Below are 17,283 nucleotides of genomic sequence, written 5' to 3'. Positions count from 1 at the left end.
CCGTTGAACCGAGTCGTTTGAGGTTTTATTGAATTAGAGGTACGTTCCAGCACCGACGTAACGTGGTGCCCAGTAACCTGATGTGAAGCTCGCGTATTTAACGCCGCCTGTTTCTGAGTTGATCATTTGTGTCTTGCTGATTGCCATACCGACGTGTTGGATCGTGCCGCCGTTATGTGAGAAGAACACGAGGTCGCCTGCTTGAATCGCTGACTTCGACAATTTTTTCGAGCTTGAGTACTGTGAGCGTGAATCACGTGGGATCGACTTGTTGATCGCTTTCTTGTAAACATGTCCTGTGTAACCAGAGCAGTCAAATCCAGCTGTTGTCGTTCCGCCGTAACGGTACGGTGTGCCAAGGTATTTCTTCGACTCGGCGACAAGTTTCGTACGAGCGCTTGAAGAAGAAGTCGTTGTCACTTTAGTAGCCGTTTTCGTGTTCGGCTTCAAGTACGTGTACGTCGATGATGCTGAGATGTAACGGTGAGTCCCTTTGTAGTTGATCTTGTAGAACGAGCCAACTTTACCGAGGTATGTATAGCGTTGACCTTTATTCATCTTCGTAACGACTGACGAGCTGAGTGATGCTGATGTCCGAATGTTCAAGCCGTTGACTTTCGAGTAAGCGAATGTTCCAGTAGCTGCTTCTGCTTGTTCACCTGTTGTGAATGCAAGACCCGAGAAAGCGATAGTGGCGGCGACGATGATAGATGCGAAACGCTTCAACATAATATAATTCCCTCCGTTTTTTAAAATAAAACCCTGTGAGTGTATATGATCGATGTGTGTTTACGATAGTTGAGCACAAGGTGAGTTTTCTACCCGGTTTCCTGTGCAAATAAACTATATCATGCGTAAGACCGATGGCGTTTTTCAATCACAAGTCAAAAATAGTTTTCTTGTAACATATTTGAAACAATATGTAGGTATAGAGACCTTTTTGTTACATAAGGAAAGAAGAAGTTGTTATTATTTGAATATCAGGGGAATAGACTGTCATATAGCCATTTATATAAAGTGACGGCATGATTGAATTGTGATTAGATGAATAAGAACTTTACAATTACTTTTTAAATATAGAATCACAAGAAAGACAGGTGACGTTTATGACGCAAAGTACAGAACCAGCTAAAAACTATACGCTTCGTGAACTAGAGACGAAGACGTTAAAAGAATTGTATGAAATCGCAAAAGAAGTGAATGTGCCTCAATATCGGGAAGCACGGAAACGTGAACTCATGTTCCGAATTTTAAAATCGCAAGCCGAATCGAAGGACCTCTACTTCCTCGAAGGCGTCCTTGAGATCATCCCTCCGAACCCGCAGTCACAAAATGAAGGTGGCTTCGGTTTCCTCCGACCGATCAACTACTCCCAATCGTCCGAAGACATCTATATCGCCGCTTCACAGATTCGCCGCTTTAGTTTGCGGAACGGGGATCTCGTCACCGGGAAAGTCCGGAAACCGAAAGAAAATGAACGTTTCCAAGGGCTCTTGAGCGTCGAGGCGGTCAACGGGGAAACGACTGATTCGACCCGGAACCGCGACTATTTCCCTGCGCTCACGCCGATCTATCCGGAAAAGCAAATGGTGCTCGAGACGGAGCCGAACCATCTATCGGTCCGTGTCATGGATATGATCGCACCGGTCGGCTTCGGACAACGTGGTTTGATTGTCGCCCCACCGAAAGCCGGGAAGACGTCTCTATTGAAAGAAGTCGCCAATTCAATCACGACGAACCACCCGAACGTCGAACTGATCATCTTATTGATCGACGAACGTCCGGAAGAAGTCACGGACATCCAACGTTCGGTGCCGGGGGCAGACGTCGCCTATTCGACGTTTGACGAGACACCGGAGAATCACACCCGCATCTCGGAGCTCGTGCTAGAGCGGGCGATGCGCCTCGTCGAACATAAGAAAGACGTCGTCATCTTGCTCGACTCGATCACTCGGTTGACGCGCGCCTATAACTTGTCCGTCCCGCCGAGCGGGCGTACGCTCTCGGGCGGAATCGACCCGGCAGCGTTCCACAAACCGAAGAAATTCTTCGGGGCGGCCCGTAACATCGAGGACGGCGGCAGTTTGACGATTCTCGGGACGGCGCTCATCGATACCGGTTCGCGGATGGATGACGTCATCTATGAAGAGTTCAAAGGGACCGGCAACATGGAGCTCCACCTCGACCGGAAGCTCGCGGAACGCCGCATCTTCCCGGCCATCGATATCCGTCGTTCGGGTACGCGGAAAGAAGAACTCCTCCTCGGCCAGGACGAGCTCGACTCGCTTTGGACGATTCGTCGTACGATGAACGAGTCGCCGGACTTCGTCGATCAGTTCTTGCGTCGTGTGCGTGAGACGCAAACAAATCTCGACTTTTTTGCGGCGCTCGAGGCCGATAAGAAAAAGAGTCGCCGCCCGGTGAAAAAAACGAAAACGGACTTGTAAATCCGTGAGCCGGGTGCTATTATATTCTAGTGAACTTTCTCTAGGTTGAAAGAATACTTAGGGCAGAAGGAGTTGAAAAGCAATGAAACAAGGAATCCACCCAGAATACCGTAAAGTCGTATTCATGGACTCAACGACTGAGTTTAAATTCATCAGTGGTTCGACTCGTTACTCTAACGAAACAATCACGATGGAAGATGGTAACGAATACCCACTCATCCGTGTCGATGTATCTTCTGATTCGCACCCGTTCTACACAGGTCGCCAGAAATTCGCATCTGCGGACGGTCGTATCGAGCGCTTCAACAAGAAGTACCAACGTTAATCGTCAAGTTGTATGCACACCGCCTAGGGATTGCCCTTGGCGGTTTTTTGTTGTCCAAGCGAGGGTAAAGAGACGGAAGACTGACGTGAGGGGGCTTCCATGGAGTATATATTGATTAGCATTAGCCTGTTGGTTGGCGTGGGGATCGTCTCGCAATGGTTGGCGTGGCGCTACCAAATTCCGGCGATTATCGTCATGACGGTCGCCGGCGTGCTGGCCGGTCCAATCTTTGGTTTGTTTGAACCGCGAGAGTTGCTCGGTGATTTGTACAGCCCGATCATTTCGTTTGCGGTCGCGATCATATTATTTGAAGGAAGTTTAGGGCTTCATTTCAGCGAGATCAACCAATTCCGTCGTTCGATCGTCCGCATCGTGACAGCGGGTGTGACGTTGTCGTTCGTCGGGGCTTCGCTGTTGATTCAATACGTAGGAGGTCTCCATTGGGTCGTCGCTTGGACGATGGGAGCGCTATTCGTCGTCACCGGTCCGACGGTCGTCATCCCGTTGCTCAGGCAAGCCCATCTGAAAGATCGGGTCGGTGCCATCTTAAAGTGGGAAGGGATCATTGTCGATCCGGTCGGCGCGTTGCTCGGCTTGTTCGTGATTCGAATCGGCTACATCGTCTATGAAGGCATGGACTTGTGGATGCAACTGCTCTTTGCGGGAGCATGTCTCGTCGGTATCGGTCTCGGTTACGTGTTCGGTCACGTTTTGATGGGCTGGTTCGTAGGTGAGAAGATTCCACGTTACTTACGCGCCTCGGTGACGCTTTCGGCCGTCTTGATCTTATTCTCTTTGAGCGAGTTCATGATGCATGAAGTCGGTCTCCTTGCCGTGACGGCGATGGGCATGACGATGGCGAACACGAAACTTCGCGATGAACAGATCATCGAGGAACTGCAGTCGTTCAAGGAAGACATCTCGATCTTGCTGATCTCATCCGTGTTCATCTTGCTGACGGCGTCGCTGTCGCGTGAAGAACTATTGAATATCTTCCAGTGGCCATTGCTGTTGACGATTGCCGGCATCTTGTTTCTTGTTCGTCCGTTGGCGATTTACGTATCGACGGCCGGTGCGGGACTTCCGCTCAGAGAACGCGGATTTATCGGTTGGATTGCCCCGCGCGGCATCGTCGCGATGACGGTCGCAGGTTTTTTCGCGGAGGAAGTGGCCGGTCTCGGGATTGAGGATGCGTCACAGATGCTACCGCTCACGATCGGACTCGTCTTTACCTCGGTGACGTTGCACGGGCTGACGATTCGACCGCTCGCGCGCAAATTGAACTTGATTGATTATAAAAAAGAAGAGGAAGCGGAAGAATGAAGAGAAATCGGGACGGGATGATGTCGCTCCGATTTTTGTTAGAAGTCAACCCTTTTCCTATGACTGAAAGATGGTTATAATCGGAAAGCGATTAACGATGGAGAGGGCGAAGTAGAATGATGCATGTGACGAACCGTTACGGTTGGATTGAAGTGATTTGTGGCAGTATGTTTTCTGGGAAGTCGGAGGAATTGATCCGTCGTGTCCGTCGGGCGCACTATGGGAAGATCCCGGTTCAAGTGTTCAAACCGGCCATCGATGACCGCTACCACGAAGAGAACGTCGTCTCCCATAGCGGCAACTCGGTCGTGGCCGTCCCGACTCGAACGAGTCAAGATGTGTACGATGCGGTGCGCGAAGAGACGCAAGTCATCGCCATCGACGAGGTGCAGTTCTTTGATGAGGGGATCGTCGACGTCATCGAGCAGTTGGCGTCAGAAGACAAACGTGTCATCTGCGCCGGACTCGATATGGACTTCCGTGGCGAACCGTTCACGATGATGCCGGAGCTCTTGTCGCGTGCCGAGTTCGTCACGAAGCTGCAGGCAATCTGCCTGTCATGCGGCGCCCCGGCGTCTCGGACGCAGCGCTTGATCAACGGAGAACCGGCTCGCTTTGAGGACCCGGTCATCTTAGTCGGTGCCGCTGAGTCGTACGAACCGCGTTGCCGCCATTGTCATGACGTCCCGAACAAACCACGCCCGATCCGTCATACAGTAGCGGATTGAGGATTTTGTCGGTTCGCTCTAAGTATTCAATTTGTCGACGAACCGAGCTAGCTCGGTTCGTTTTTTGGTATAATGAAGAGAACGATTTGGTGAACAGAAAGGACGGATCATGATGTTTGACCGTTTAAGCGTTTTAGAAGAACGATATATGCAACTGAATGAGATGCTCGCTGACCCGGAAGTGCTCAGCGACTCGAATAAACTGCGTCAATATTCAAAAGAACAGTCTCAACTCGAGGAGACGGTACAAGCGTATCGACGCTATAAAGAGACGAGTACGGCCTACAAAGAAGCGAAATCGATGTTAGAAGACCGAACGCTCGAGTCCGATATGCGCGAACTCGCTAAAGAAGAGATGGCGCTGCTCGAACCAGTTGTGAAAGCGCTCGAAGCGAAGCTGCGCGTCCTGCTCATCCCGAAAGACCCGAACGACGACAAGAACGTCATCGTCGAGATTCGCGGGGCAGCCGGTGGCGACGAGGCGGCACTGTTTGCGGTCGACTTGTATAAGATGTACACCCGATTCGCGGAGCGTCAAAACTGGAAAGCCGAGCTGATCGACGCCAACTATACGGAACTCGGCGGCTTTAAAGAAGTGACGTTTTTGATCAACGGTGCCGGTGCCTACTCGAAACTGAAATTTGAGAATGGGGCACATCGTGTGCAACGCGTCCCGTCGACGGAGTCGGGTGGACGGATCCACACGTCGACAGCCACCGTCGCGGTCTTGCCGGAAGCGGAAGATGTCGAAGTGCATATCGATATGAAAGACGTCCGCGTCGACACGTTCACGTCGTCAGGGCCGGGTGGTCAATCGGTCAACACGACCCAGTCAGCCGTGCGGTTGACACACATCCCGTCAGGACTCGTCGTGTCATGCCAAGACGAGAAATCACAGCATAAAAACAAAGATCGGGCGATGAAAGTCTTGCGGGCCCGTCTGTATGACAAGATGCAGCGCGAACATCTCGAAGAACTGTCAGCGCAGCGGAAGTCGGCCGTCGGGACGGGCGACCGTTCGGAGCGGATCCGGACGTATAACTTCCCGCAAAGCCGCGTGACCGACCACCGCATCGGCCTCACGCTTCAAAAACTCGACCGGGTGCTCGCCGGGGAGCTTGAAGACATCATTGATGCGCTCGTCATGGAAGATCAGGCCGGCTTGATGGAGGGTATGGAGTGATGCGGGTTGCCGCAAGGTTGAAACAAGCGGAACGCATGCTCGTTGACGCGGGGCGTGACCCATCGACCGCCGAATGGTGGCTCATGCATGTGCTCGGCGTCGATCGAACTGGTCTGCTCGTCCGGCTTTCTGAAGAGTTGCCAGCTAACGATGAACTAACATTTCAGAAGGGGCTTGAGCGACTTCTAATTGGTGAACCTGTCCAACATTTGATCGGTTACGCTCCATTTTATGGCCGGACGTTTGAAGTGAACCGGGACGTACTTATCCCACGGCCGGAGACCGAAGAATTGATCGAATGGGTCGTCGAGCACGTTGGACCGATTGAAGACGATACGATCGTCGACGTCGGCACGGGCAGTGGTGCGATCGCCATCACGCTCAGTCTCGAGCTTGGTGTCCGCGTCCAAACGGTCGATATTTCCCGGGAAGCAATCGCGGTGGCAAAACGTAACGCGGAAGTGCTTCGGGCCGGTGTGACGTTTCATGAAGGGGATTGCCTCGGCCCGGTCGCCGACAATTCGATTCGGGTGCTCGTCTCAAATCCGCCTTACATCGAAGCTGATGAACTGCTCGATGAAACGGTCGCAGGGTACGAACCGCACCTCGCATTATTCGGGGGGGCGGACGGTCTCGAGTTCTACCGGAAAATCATCGCGGACTCAACACGCGTGCTACGTGCCGATTGGCAATTGATTGCGTTTGAAATCGGGTATAATCAAGGACAAGTTGTGAAATCGTACCTGTCCGAACGTTATCCTGAAGCAGAAACGGGTATTTTAAAAGATATAAACGGTAAAGACCGAATTGTCTACGCCGTGAGGGAAGGGATTGCGCATGGAAACGAAATGGATCAAGCCAACAGAAGTTGAGGAAGGGGTTCGTCTCTTGAAGATGGGCGAGGTGATCGCGATTCCGACAGAGACGGTGTACGGCCTCGCCGGGGATGCGACGAACGATATCGCCATCCGCAAGATTTTCGAGGCGAAAGGAAGACCATCGGACAACCCGCTCATCGTCCACGTGGCTACGGTCGAACAGGCCGAACATTTCGCGCAAACCATCCCGCCGGTAGCCAAACGCTTGATGGAAGCGTTTTGGCCCGGTGCCTTGACGATCATCTTACCGTCGAACGGTCGAGCGTCGTCACTCGTGACGGCCGGACTCGACTCGATCGGCCTCCGTATGCCGGACCATCCGGCCGCACTCGAACTCATCCGCACGTCCGGTCTCGGTCTCGCGGCGCCGAGTGCGAACCGTTCAGGACGACCGTCACCGACATCGGCCGAGCACGTGGCCGATGATTTGACCGGTCGGATCGCGGGTATTATGGATGGGGGACCGACAGGCATCGGCGTCGAGTCGACTGTGATCGACTGCACGACGGAACCGGTGACGATTTTGCGTCCCGGTGGCGTGACGAAAGAAGCGATCGAGGCCGTCATCGGGCCAGTCGCGCTCGATGCGAATTTAAGTGATGAAGCGGCCGCGCCCAGATCACCAGGAATGAAGTACACCCACTATGCCCCGAGCGCACCTTTGTATTTAGTTGATGGCGGACGCGATGACCTCGTCCGTACCATCACGATGCGGCAGGCGGCGGGCAAACGGATCGGCGCGCTCGTATTTGATGAAGCAACGACCCCGGCTGACGTCACGCTTTCTCTCGGTGACACGATGGAGATGGCGGCCCAGCGACTTTACGAGGCGTTGCGCAAATTCGATGAGACAGATGTAGAAGAGATTTACGTGAATCGGATTGAACCGACGGGAGTCGCCCTTGCCGTATATAATCGCTTGTATAAAGCGGCAGGCGGGAAAATTATCCGTCTAGAGGAAGAGGCTTAAGGACATGAGGAGGATCACGCGATGTCAATGAAACGCGTATTATTCATATGTAGTGGGAACACATGCCGAAGCCCGATGGCGATGGCCCTGCTCCGCTCGAAAGTGACGGGCGACGAATTTGATATTCGTTCGGCTGGAGTTCGGACAATGCAAGGGTTTGATGCCTCAGAAAACGCTCTTCAAGTATTACGTGAACGAGGGATTGAACTCGAACACGTGACGCAAACGTTCGATGACGTACTCGGACGTTGGGCAGACGTCATTTTGACGATGACGCGGGCACACCGCGAACAGATTCGGGATACGTATCCGGATTTGGCCGATCGTACGTTCACATTATATGAGTTCGTGACCGGACTCGAACGTGACATTAACGACCCGTTCGGAGGCTCGATGAACGTCTATCGCCAAGTCCGAAACGAACTCGAACCACTCGTCAATCGACTTGTGCTAAAATTGACGAATGACGGGTCAAAGGTGACGAAACCACCGAGACGCCTACCAAAGAAGACGGGGGAATGAACACATGAAAATTGCAATCGGCGCCGACCACGGCGGATTCAACTTGAAGAAAGACATTATCGGCTTATTAGAAGAGCTTGGACACGAGTATAAAGATTTCGGGACACACTCGGCCGAGTCGATCGATTATCCAGACGTAGCCATCCCGGTCGCTGAGGCTGTCGCTGCCGGCGAGTTCGACCGCGGCATCTTGATTTGCGGCACAGGCATCGGCATCGGCATCGCGGCGAACAAAGTTAAAGGGATCCGCGCAGCACTCGTTCACGACTCGTTCAGCGCCAAGGCGACACGTCAACATAACGACTCGAACATCATGACGATGGGCGAGCGTGTCGTCGGACCCGGGCTCGCGATTGACTTGGTGGCAACGTGGCTCGATACAGACTTCGAGGGCGGACGCCACTCGAACCGTGTCGACAAAATGAGCGCTTACGAAACGAAGTGACCGCGATGAAAGCTGAACTTTCGAACCTGCTGTTGGAGCTGCACGAACGCTTTCCGCTTGATGAAGACAAAATCCTCGTCATCGGCTGTTCGACGAGCGAAGTCATCGGCAAGACGATTGGGAAAGCCGGATCGATCGATGTGGCGTCGGAATTCATCGAAGCGTTCCTCGCGTTTCGCGACAAGACGGGCGTCCATCTGGCGTTTCAAGGGTGCGAGCACATTAACCGTGCCCTCACCGTCGAGCGTCGGACGCAGAAGCAGTTCGGTCTGACCGAAGTGACTGTCGTCCCGGTCCGCTCAGCGGGTGGGGCGATGGCGGAGAAAGCGTATGAGCGCCTCAACGCGCCGTGCGTAGTCGAAGCGATTCAAGCGGACGCTGGGATCGACATCGGCTCGACGCTGATCGGCATGCATTTAAAGCCGGTCGCGATCCCGGTCCGGTTATCGGCGAAACAGCTCGGCGAGGCGTACGTCACGTTCGCCGTCACGAGACCGAAATTGATCGGTGGCCCTCGGGCCCATTATCCAGCGAAATAACAGAGACAGCCGGTCATAGCGACCGGCTGTCTTTTGCGTTATACCTCTTCACTGAACAGATACGAGACGACCATCGGGAAACGCTCGCGCCAGGCGAGCTCGTTGTGTACGCCCTCTTCGATTGCCTCGAAGCGTAAGTGATCGACTTTGTCGCGGAGCAAGGCGTAGACGCGCTCGCTCGACTCGAGATACATCTCGTTCGTCGGCCCGTCCTCTGACGGCTGCTCGACTTCTTTACGGCCGACGTCCATATATAGGCGTTCGATACCTGTCAAATCACTCGACTCGATCAACTGCTCGAGTTCGGTCTGGTTGAACCAGAACGCTGACGACAGGGAAGCGACGCGTTGGAAGACATCCGGATAGACGCAAGCGGCATAAATTGAAATGAGGCCGCCCATCGAACTGCCGATCCTCCCGGTCTCGTCCGGTTTCGTCCGATATTCGGCGTCAATCATCGGCTTCAGCTCTTGGGCGACATATTCGATGTAGGCCGATCCTTGGCCGCCTAACGTCATGTCTCGGCCGTACAACGTTTCTCCGACGAACGGATTTTCCCAAGGGCCGTATTCGTCGAGTCGCATCTCACCCGGTGCGCTATCGATGGCGACGACGATCAAGTCGCGCTTTGAAGCGTCCAAATACTCCCCGACGCGCCAGCTCATATTGTAGCTCGCGTCCGCGTCGTCGAACGCGTTCTGTCCGTCGTGCATATAGAGCACCGAATAGCGTTTGTCCGTCAGCTCGTAGTCGTTCGGCGTATAAATCCGCACCGTCCGCTCGCGCTCGAACGGGGTGATCGTCACTTGTCTCGTCTCAATCATCATAATCCTCCTCTACTGTTCTTCTTCAATATCATACCCAACTTTACGCCCGATTATGACGATACCCAAAAAAACGAGCATATGGTACGATGGGGTTGTTGATTTTTAGACATTCAGAGGGGGTTTCAACATGGTAAACACGACGAAGTTGAAAGTGCAGGACGCGGAATTGTTTGAAGCGATGCAACACGAGCTCGCCCGTCAACGGGAGAACATTGAACTGATCGCCTCGGAGAACTTTGTCTCAGAAGCGGTCATGGAAGCGCAAGGCGGGGTTCTCACGAACAAATACGCCGAAGGTTACCCAGGTCGCCGTTACTACGGTGGTTGTGAGTTCGTCGACGTGGCCGAAAACTTGGCACGCGACCGGGCGAAGGAACTGTTCGGTGCAGAACACGCCAACGTCCAGCCGCATTCGGGTGCGCAAGCGAACATGGCCGTCTACTTCACGGTGCTTGAAGCGGGCGACACGGTGCTCGGCATGAACTTGTCGCACGGTGGCCATTTGACGCACGGAAGTCCGGTCAACTTCTCGGGCGTCCAGTACAACTTCGTCGAGTACGGTGTGGACAAAGACACAGAACACATCGACTATGACGTCGTCGCCGCCCTCGCGAAAGAACATAAACCAAAACTGATCGTCGCCGGAGCGTCAGCATACCCGCGGACGATCGATTTCGCCAAGTTCCGTGAAATCGCCGACAGCGTCGACGCCTATCTCATGGTCGATATGGCCCACATCGCCGGACTCGTCGCGGCCGGACTCCATCCGAACCCGGTCGAGCACGCGCACTTCGTGACGACGACGACGCACAAGACGCTTCGCGGCCCGCGCGGCGGGATGATCCTTTGTAAAGAAGAGTTCGCCAAAGCGATCGACAAGTCGATCTTCCCTGGTATTCAAGGCGGCCCGCTCATGCACGTCATCGCCGCGAAAGCGGTGGCGTTCGGAGAGGCGCTCCAACCTGAGTTTAAAGACTATCAGGCGCAAGTCATCAAAAACGCGCAAGTGCTCGCGCAAGGTTTAGAAGAAGAAGGGCTCCGCATCGTATCGGGCGGTACGGACAACCATCTCCTCCTCGTCGACCTTCGTGGCATCGACATTACCGGTAAAGCGGCCGAGCATGCGCTCGATGCGGCCGGTATCACGGTCAACAAGAACACGATCCCGTTCGACCCGGCGTCACCGTTCGTCACGAGCGGGATCCGTCTCGGGACGGCAGCGATGACGACACGCGGTTTGAAAGAAGACGATATGCGTGAAGTCGCCCGTCTGATTGGTCGTGTCCTGACAAACCATGAAGATGAAGCAGTACTCGCCGAGGCGCATGAAGACGTGCGTGCCTTGACGGCGAAATTCTCGCTCTATCCTGAACGAGGCTGACGAATGGACGCACGGACACTAGCAGAACGGGAACTTGCAGAACTGCCGCTCGTCGATATGACGGAATGGCTCATCCGAAAAGGAGAGCATGACCCGACGTTCCGTCTCGTCGCGAACGAGTTTGGCGTCGTGATGACCCTCCTTGACCATGGGTATTACGTCGAGGCGAGTGAACGAATTGTGCCGCTTCTCGGGATGAAAGTGCCGGCGGCTTTCCATCGGCTCGGACTCGCCCTCGAAATGAAAGCAAACGGAAAGAAGGCGGCCAAGCGCCGCTTTCGTTCGTTGTCGCCAGCCGTCATGCAGCATGCGGACCTCTCGCCATGGCGTACCGCCTTTAAATGGGATAAGAAGTGGCTCGGACTACCGGCTGTCGTCGCGTTGGCGCTTGTCGCCCTCGCGTTTTGGCCTGAAGCGACTCCACCCGCCGTACCGGTGGCTGAAGACGCGCCACGGGTCGAGACGGTGACCGAGGACGAGGCGCTCGCCAAACGGCTAGAAGAGCTCGAGCAAGAAGTCGCCCGTCTCGAGGAAGCGAACGAGGCGTTGCAGACGGAAGAAACGCCGGTCGAAGAGGAAGCGTCGGCGACACCGACACAGCAAGTCATTCCGCTTGCGGATGTCGAGACGCTCGTCCAAGACAAACGCTATAAAGAGGCGGACGCCCTCCTCGAAGGCACGCCGAAAGCCGGGCAAGAACAGGCCGTCGGTTTCTATCGCCTCCTCGTCGACAACAAGCTCGGGGAAGCGGAAGTTTCGGATTATGCGGCGTACGTCGAAACGTACCCGGCATCGGGCTACAAGACAGACGTCCTGTGGATGAAGGGCATCGCTGAGAAGAAGGCCGGGGACGAAGCGTACCGGACGACGCTCGCCGAAGTCGCCGCGATGGAAGGCACATATTGGGCACCGATTGCGAAATCGGTACTGGAAGATGAATGAGGTTGCGGCCATGCCGCAACCTTTTTCTCATCAAATTCTAATCTGGTTCACCAACGTTTCTCAACCCGCTCCCGTACAGTAAAGAAAAAGAAGTAGGGGGAGAGGCACATGCAACATAGTACAACAGGTAAATTCGCCCGATTCATGAAAGGCGCTATCATCGGGGCGCTCGCACTCACGTTGATGGCAGCGGGAGTGGCAGGATTTTTGATTTTCACGCTGACCGGGAACGCCTGGCTCGATCAAATCGTTCAATTCGGTACTGACGTGTCGTTCCAAGCGGAGGGAATCGAATCCTCGTTTGAACGCTTCAGCGACTCGATCGAGCTGCGCGTCGAACAGGCGATTCCAGAAGCGGTTCGTCCGTTTTTCGACTGATGAATCCGGGAACAGAATAAGGATGCGTCGGGCGGACTGCTCGGCGCTTTTTTTCAAGAAAGGATGAACTATATGCCGACAATCCTCGTCGTAGAAGACGATGCCAAAATTGCCAGACTGCTTGAACTTGAACTGGTGCACGCCGGTTATCAAGTCGAGGTCACCCACGACGGACGCAGCGGGCTTGAACGAGCGCTCGCCGGGGGCGTCGACTTGATGCTTTTAGACGTGATGCTTCCACAAATGAGCGGGCTCGAGGTCGTCCGTCGGGTGAAGGAAGAACAACCGTTGCTCCCGGTCTTGATGGTGACGGCGCGGGGCGACCGGTACGATAAAGTGAGCGGGCTCGACCTTGGGGCGGATGATTACATCACAAAGCCGTTCGAGATGGAGGAGCTGCTTGCCCGGATCCGTGCGTTTTTGCGGATGCGCCAGCACGTCCATGTCGATGCGACTGAACGTGTTTTGTCCTATGAGGGACTCACGGTCGACGTTAACCGGCATGAGGTGACGTGCGAGGGACAGAAAGTCGAGTTGACTCGTCGTGAATTCGATTTGATCGTCTATTTGCTCGAGCATCCGGAACGCGTGCTCACGCGCGACCAACTCGTCGAGCACGTCTGGGGTTTCGACTATTATGGGGACACGAACGTCGTCGACGTCTACGTGCGTTACTTACGGAAGAAACTCGGAGGTTCTTGGATTCAGACGGTACGAGGCGTCGGCTACATGCTGAAGCGTGGTGAGTGAGTATGAAATTACGGACGAAGATCGCCCTCGCGATGGCCGGGTTCATGCTGTTTTTGCTCATCACGTCGTTCGGGGTCGCCTGGGTCGTCTCGCGTCAGCAAATTGTCGACGCCCGCTATGACGTGCTCCGTCAAGCGCTCAGTCTGCTCGAGGAGGATGAGCGGAACCGTCAGGCCGTGCTGTCACTGCATGAGGACAGTATCGTCCTCGAGCGGCAGAGCAATGGCGATTGGGGCATCATCGGCGGACGAGCGGCAGACGGTTTGAGTTTTCCCATCAATTTTGGAGAGCCGGCACTGATCGATGACTGGTTCGTCATCGCTACGTCGAACGGTCTCGGTTTTGCCTTTCAAGACGCGGCGGTAAGTGAGACGTTACAGACGCTCGCGACGATCTTCCTCATCATTTTCCTGATCGCGGTGGCGATGACGTTCGTCGGCAGTTTATGGATCGTGCGCCAAGGACTCGATCCGCTCCGGCGGCTCGAGATGACGATGGGCCGGATCACGGAGTCGGGGACGCTCGAGACGATTGACGTCGGTCCGAATCAAGATGAGGTGTCGACGCTCGCGACCGGATTCAATCAGATGATTGCCCGTGTCGAAGGGTCGATGGAGCAACAACGCCGTTTCGTCGCGGATGTTTCACATGAACTCAAAACCCCGCTTACCGTCATCGAAGGGTACGCCAAGTTGCTCAGACGTTGGGGTCAACATGACCCCGTCGTACGCGACGAGGCGATCGATCATATTTTGACCGAGTCGAGACAGATGCGGGAGGACTTGATTGAACCGATGCTCGAACTGAGCCGCTTCGCCGCTTTAGAGGACATCGAAGTCGAACAGATCGACTTGAGCGACCTCGCGCTCCAACTCGAGGAACGATTCGAACGGTCGCACGGAAACCACGTCCCGATCGAAGCGGCAGGGAGTTGGACGGGACATCGCGACTCGTTGCAACGATTGATTGTCATCTTCATCGATAACAGCTTGAAGTACGCGACCGACACGAGCGTGACGATGACACCAAATCGGATTGAGGTGCGCGACCATGGGACGACTCTGACCGAGGAGGCGCGTGCGCGGTTGTTCGACCGGTTCTATCGGCTTGATGAAGCGCGCGACCGGAGCGGCAGCGGTCTCGGGCTGGCCATCGCCAAAGAAGTCGCCGATTTGAACGGCTGGAAGGTTGGAAGTTACGCGAACGCGCCGGACGGGAGCGTATTCTTCGTCACGAAATGAGGAAAGTTTCTCAGGCACTCATCATTTTCTAATGAAATCCTCGTGATGCTCTAACGTCAACGTTCTATGATGAAGGTGTAGAGACGGAACAGCACATGGAACGAGGAGGAAACATCATGAAATTACTTGGGTGGATTTTAGGGGTCGGCCTGGCCGTACTCGCTGTCGCGGGGATCGGGTTGTATATCGCGAACGACAAGACGGATACGGTCATCATCCCACGCGCCATTGATAGTGCCAATAGTGGAACCGACGACGCGAAAGACGACGCTGCGAAGGAAGCTGCCGCTACTTCCGAATCGAACTCATCTTCAAGTGACGTGCCCGTCCGTTCGGTCGACGATGACGACTATGAACTATACGGGACGCTCGTCAGCTTGTCAGATCAGGACGTGACGATCAGCTTCAGCGGAAAAGAATCGACGTACCCACTTGCGGCACGCCACGAGATCGATGACGACACCCCAAAAGCCGGTGACCGTGTCAAACTCGAGTTCAATCAAAACAATGAAGTGAAAGAAGTCGACCGGGAGAGCGACGACTTCGATATTTACGGTAGTTTCGTCAGCCTCTCAGCTCGAGACGTCGTCATTGAGCGTGACGGGAAGCAAGTGACGTACCCACTCGCCGCGCGCTATGAAGTCGATGATGAGATGCCAACAGCCGGTGATCGCGTCAAACTTGAATTGAACATGCAAGAGCAAGTCAAAGAGATCGAACGTGATGATGACCGTGACAGCGCAGACGATAGCGTTGATAGTGACGACGGTCGTGATGACGACAATTGATGAACGAACGGGTGCCCGCTGGAGGCACCCGTTTTTGATTCGTAATATTTCTGCAAACATAATCGATTCGTATCTTATGATATGATGGAGAGGGAATTTATGTCGATATAACATAATACAGATAACGACGATGTAGGGAGAGGGGAGACGAGTGATGAGACTGAGTTGGACTGCCCTGCTCGCCCTCTGTTACCTCAGCGGCTGCGGGTCAAAAGAAGAAATGAACGCCCTCGCGTTACGCCCGCTCGAAGCATACGCGACGAATCAAGATGAGCAGGTTCGCGTTTTACCGGAAACAGAGAAGCGACTGCTGGCGTATTGTCGACAACAAACGACGGAACGGCTCCCGTCACGCCGGGGCGAGGTGGCTGAAGTGACGTTCCGTCATCCGCTTTATGCAGAGCTCGGTAGCCAGACGATTAAGTATTGGGTGAGCGGCGACGACCGTTATTTGTCTTGTGCGAACAGCCACGAACAAATCGAGCGGACGTTCCAAATCGAACCCGTCCACGAATTCGAATCGCTCGTCTCGAGTGAACTAGTCGAGGTCGACGTCGGAGAGACGGTCACGTTTTATCCGGAGCCTGATGTCGCAAAAATTGTCAACTTGTTCCGGATCAATCAAGCGCATGAAACAATCGTCCCGGGATCGACATTCCGCTATCAGACGCCGGACAGCGGTTCGTTGTACGTGACGTATGAGGTGATGCGGAACGGACGGACGCTCGACCGGACGATCGAACCGGGGCTGTTCGTATTCGAGAGCGGGAAGAATGACGGATACGCTTTCCTTACGAAGTTAGCGGATGGTAGGGTCGCGCTACAGATGGGTACGGAATCGTCATGGGCCCGCACCGTTCTTCCGAGCGCCTTCACCGGAAAGTATGTATATACCGATTCGACAACTGATGCGTTCACGCTCGATCATTCAAAACGCCAACTGTTGAAACGAGTCGTGCTTTCTGAACAGCCGATTGAAGACGTAAGCGACGTCACCTCGCTCACATTGTCTAAACAATATGACGCGGTCATCGAAGTGTGGGGCAGTGTCAGACGGCCGATGACCACGAAGCTGATGAGTTCATCCGCTCGTTCGGTGAAGACGAAACTCGCCACGTACGAAACGAATGGGGAGACGTCATATCTCGATGGGCCGAATACGCAAGAACTGTTCAAACTACTGACGCATGTGACAGGCGGAACCAAGTCAGAAGCAGCCGTCCAACACGGGACACTCTCCTTGTACGAACACTTGCAAGAGCAACATTTCGAGGTTTGGGTCGAGCCTGGGAATCAACGTGTCCACCTCATCGACCTGACGACGAAACAAACGTACGCCATCGACCTGATGCGGCTCGAGGAATTGTTGAATCGATCGATTCGATATAATAGCTGAACTAGATGTATTACCCGCTTTATGACAAGATTATGTCATGAAGCGGTTTTTTGTCGTCAAATTGACACTATATTTTGCTGGAAAACTATCCTATAATTTTTTTTGCGAAGGTTCAACATTACATACATGAATCCGATACATCTATAAAACACACAGCACTAACCTTCTCGTCATCAAATTATGAAGAAAAGGGGGAACGGAGAGACACATCTCAATTCAA

Annotated in this window: 19 protein-coding genes; 17 read left to right on the top strand and 2 right to left on the bottom strand. The window is 54.1% G+C overall.

Annotation, left to right across the window (positions count from 1 at the left end; all coding sequences use genetic code 11):
- Positions 1–33 precede the first annotated feature (33 nt).
- Positions 34–729, bottom strand: a complete 696-nt coding sequence (locus EVJ28_RS08080; protein ID WP_131457723.1) for a C40 family peptidase — start codon at positions 727–729, stop codon at positions 34–36.
- 377 nt (positions 730–1,106) lie between these two features.
- On the opposite strand from EVJ28_RS08080, the gene rho reads away from it, so the two are divergent.
- The 10 genes from rho to EVJ28_RS08030 all read left to right on the top strand — a co-directional run bounded on the left by rho (position 1,107) and on the right by EVJ28_RS08030 (position 9,360).
- The gene (gene rho / locus EVJ28_RS08075) at positions 1,107–2,447 is read left to right on the top strand and encodes a transcription termination factor Rho (protein WP_131457722.1); all 1,341 of its coding nucleotides are present in this window, start codon (positions 1,107–1,109) and stop codon (positions 2,445–2,447) included.
- An 82-nt stretch (positions 2,448–2,529) separates the two neighbouring features.
- On the top strand, positions 2,530–2,772 hold the full coding sequence (locus EVJ28_RS08070) for a type B 50S ribosomal protein L31 (RefSeq protein WP_021066109.1): 243 nt from the start codon (positions 2,530–2,532) through the stop codon (positions 2,770–2,772).
- 99 nt (positions 2,773–2,871) lie between these two features.
- On the top strand, positions 2,872–4,095 hold the full coding sequence (locus tag EVJ28_RS08065; RefSeq protein ID WP_131457721.1) for a cation:proton antiporter: 1,224 nt from the start codon (positions 2,872–2,874) through the stop codon (positions 4,093–4,095).
- A 116-nt stretch (positions 4,096–4,211) separates the two neighbouring features.
- Complete coding sequence (locus EVJ28_RS08060) at positions 4,212–4,823, top strand: thymidine kinase (RefSeq protein WP_070328199.1); 612 nt, start codon at positions 4,212–4,214, stop codon at positions 4,821–4,823.
- A gap of 112 nt (positions 4,824–4,935) precedes the next feature.
- On the top strand, positions 4,936–6,006 hold the full coding sequence (gene prfA / locus EVJ28_RS08055) for a peptide chain release factor 1 (protein WP_131469483.1): 1,071 nt from the start codon (positions 4,936–4,938) through the stop codon (positions 6,004–6,006).
- A complete protein-coding gene (prmC, locus tag EVJ28_RS08050; RefSeq protein ID WP_131488695.1) occupies positions 6,006–6,878 on the top strand; it encodes a peptide chain release factor N(5)-glutamine methyltransferase in 873 nt (290 codons plus the stop codon). The genes prfA and prmC overlap by 1 nt, the downstream gene beginning before the upstream one ends.
- Positions 6,844–7,854, top strand: a complete 1,011-nt coding sequence (locus EVJ28_RS08045; RefSeq protein ID WP_131457720.1) for an L-threonylcarbamoyladenylate synthase — start codon at positions 6,844–6,846, stop codon at positions 7,852–7,854. Before prmC ends, EVJ28_RS08045 begins: the two co-directional genes overlap by 35 nt.
- 21 nt (positions 7,855–7,875) lie before the next feature.
- Positions 7,876–8,376, top strand: a complete 501-nt coding sequence (locus EVJ28_RS08040) for a low molecular weight protein arginine phosphatase (protein WP_131439172.1) — start codon at positions 7,876–7,878, stop codon at positions 8,374–8,376.
- Positions 8,377–8,380: 4 nt separating this feature from the next.
- Positions 8,381–8,821, top strand: a complete 441-nt coding sequence (gene rpiB, locus EVJ28_RS08035) for a ribose 5-phosphate isomerase B (RefSeq protein WP_070328195.1) — start codon at positions 8,381–8,383, stop codon at positions 8,819–8,821.
- Positions 8,822–8,826: 5 nt separating this feature from the next.
- Positions 8,827–9,360: a TIGR01440 family protein gene (locus EVJ28_RS08030; RefSeq protein ID WP_131457719.1), complete on the top strand. Its 534-nt coding sequence runs from the start codon at positions 8,827–8,829 to the stop codon at positions 9,358–9,360.
- A gap of 38 nt (positions 9,361–9,398) precedes the next feature.
- Here the strand turns inward: EVJ28_RS08030 and EVJ28_RS08025 are convergent, their stop codons facing one another.
- Positions 9,399–10,184 carry an alpha/beta hydrolase gene (locus tag EVJ28_RS08025; RefSeq protein WP_236634092.1) on the bottom strand — a complete coding sequence of 262 codons (786 nt, stop codon included), beginning with the start codon at positions 10,182–10,184 and terminating at the stop codon, positions 9,399–9,401.
- Positions 10,185–10,314: 130 nt separating this feature from the next.
- Here EVJ28_RS08025 and glyA point away from each other — a divergent pair, with 130 nt between their 5' ends.
- From glyA to EVJ28_RS07990, 7 genes are all read left to right on the top strand, one after another.
- A complete protein-coding gene (gene glyA, locus EVJ28_RS08020) occupies positions 10,315–11,568 on the top strand; it encodes a serine hydroxymethyltransferase (protein WP_070328192.1) in 1,254 nt (417 codons plus the stop codon).
- A gap of 3 nt (positions 11,569–11,571) precedes the next feature.
- A complete protein-coding gene (locus EVJ28_RS08015; protein ID WP_131488623.1) occupies positions 11,572–12,510 on the top strand; it encodes a hypothetical protein in 939 nt (312 codons plus the stop codon).
- Between the two features lie 108 nt (positions 12,511–12,618).
- The gene (locus EVJ28_RS08010) at positions 12,619–12,888 is read left to right on the top strand and encodes a hypothetical protein (RefSeq protein WP_131469478.1); all 270 of its coding nucleotides are present in this window, start codon (positions 12,619–12,621) and stop codon (positions 12,886–12,888) included.
- 72 nt (positions 12,889–12,960) lie between these two features.
- Positions 12,961–13,638, top strand: a complete 678-nt coding sequence (locus EVJ28_RS08005) for a response regulator transcription factor (protein ID WP_131457715.1) — start codon at positions 12,961–12,963, stop codon at positions 13,636–13,638.
- Between the two features lie 2 nt (positions 13,639–13,640).
- The gene (locus EVJ28_RS08000; RefSeq protein WP_131457714.1) at positions 13,641–14,879 is read left to right on the top strand and encodes a sensor histidine kinase; all 1,239 of its coding nucleotides are present in this window, start codon (positions 13,641–13,643) and stop codon (positions 14,877–14,879) included.
- Positions 14,880–14,995: 116 nt separating this feature from the next.
- The gene (locus EVJ28_RS07995) at positions 14,996–15,667 is read left to right on the top strand and encodes a hypothetical protein (protein WP_236634091.1); all 672 of its coding nucleotides are present in this window, start codon (positions 14,996–14,998) and stop codon (positions 15,665–15,667) included.
- 154 nt (positions 15,668–15,821) lie between these two features.
- Complete coding sequence (locus tag EVJ28_RS07990; RefSeq protein ID WP_131470398.1) at positions 15,822–17,063, top strand: hypothetical protein; 1,242 nt, start codon at positions 15,822–15,824, stop codon at positions 17,061–17,063.
- Positions 17,064–17,283 lie beyond the last annotated feature (220 nt).

Source organism: Exiguobacterium sp. SH3S3 (assembly GCF_004337115.1).
Taxonomy (GTDB): domain Bacteria; phylum Bacillota; class Bacilli; order Exiguobacteriales; family Exiguobacteriaceae; genus Exiguobacterium; species Exiguobacterium aurantiacum_A.
The sequence above is the reverse complement of the archived record's forward strand: the minus strand, read 5'-3'. Positions and strand labels throughout refer to the sequence as shown.

Bases quoted from the DNA above. Each gene is read 5' to 3' on its own strand.
- EVJ28_RS08080 (WP_131457723.1), bottom strand. From the start codon at position 729: ATGTTGAAGCGTTTCGCATCTATCATCGTCGCCGCCACTATCGCTTTC.
- rho (WP_131457722.1), top strand. From the start codon at position 1,107: ATGACGCAAAGTACAGAACCAGCTAAAAACTATACGCTTCGTGAACTA.
- EVJ28_RS08070 (WP_021066109.1), top strand. From the start codon at position 2,530: ATGAAACAAGGAATCCACCCAGAATACCGTAAAGTCGTATTCATGGAC.
- EVJ28_RS08065 (WP_131457721.1), top strand. From the start codon at position 2,872: ATGGAGTATATATTGATTAGCATTAGCCTGTTGGTTGGCGTGGGGATC.
- EVJ28_RS08060 (WP_070328199.1), top strand. From the start codon at position 4,212: ATGATGCATGTGACGAACCGTTACGGTTGGATTGAAGTGATTTGTGGC.
- prfA (WP_131469483.1), top strand. From the start codon at position 4,936: ATGTTTGACCGTTTAAGCGTTTTAGAAGAACGATATATGCAACTGAAT.
- prmC (WP_131488695.1), top strand. From the start codon at position 6,006: ATGCGGGTTGCCGCAAGGTTGAAACAAGCGGAACGCATGCTCGTTGAC.
- EVJ28_RS08045 (WP_131457720.1), top strand. From the start codon at position 6,844: ATGGAAACGAAATGGATCAAGCCAACAGAAGTTGAGGAAGGGGTTCGT.
- EVJ28_RS08040 (WP_131439172.1), top strand. From the start codon at position 7,876: ATGTCAATGAAACGCGTATTATTCATATGTAGTGGGAACACATGCCGA.
- rpiB (WP_070328195.1), top strand. From the start codon at position 8,381: ATGAAAATTGCAATCGGCGCCGACCACGGCGGATTCAACTTGAAGAAA.
- EVJ28_RS08030 (WP_131457719.1), top strand. From the start codon at position 8,827: ATGAAAGCTGAACTTTCGAACCTGCTGTTGGAGCTGCACGAACGCTTT.
- EVJ28_RS08025 (WP_236634092.1), bottom strand. From the start codon at position 10,184: ATGATTGAGACGAGACAAGTGACGATCACCCCGTTCGAGCGCGAGCGG.
- glyA (WP_070328192.1), top strand. From the start codon at position 10,315: ATGGTAAACACGACGAAGTTGAAAGTGCAGGACGCGGAATTGTTTGAA.
- EVJ28_RS08015 (WP_131488623.1), top strand. From the start codon at position 11,572: ATGGACGCACGGACACTAGCAGAACGGGAACTTGCAGAACTGCCGCTC.
- EVJ28_RS08010 (WP_131469478.1), top strand. From the start codon at position 12,619: ATGCAACATAGTACAACAGGTAAATTCGCCCGATTCATGAAAGGCGCT.
- EVJ28_RS08005 (WP_131457715.1), top strand. From the start codon at position 12,961: ATGCCGACAATCCTCGTCGTAGAAGACGATGCCAAAATTGCCAGACTG.
- EVJ28_RS08000 (WP_131457714.1), top strand. From the start codon at position 13,641: ATGAAATTACGGACGAAGATCGCCCTCGCGATGGCCGGGTTCATGCTG.
- EVJ28_RS07995 (WP_236634091.1), top strand. From the start codon at position 14,996: ATGAAATTACTTGGGTGGATTTTAGGGGTCGGCCTGGCCGTACTCGCT.
- EVJ28_RS07990 (WP_131470398.1), top strand. From the start codon at position 15,822: ATGAGACTGAGTTGGACTGCCCTGCTCGCCCTCTGTTACCTCAGCGGC.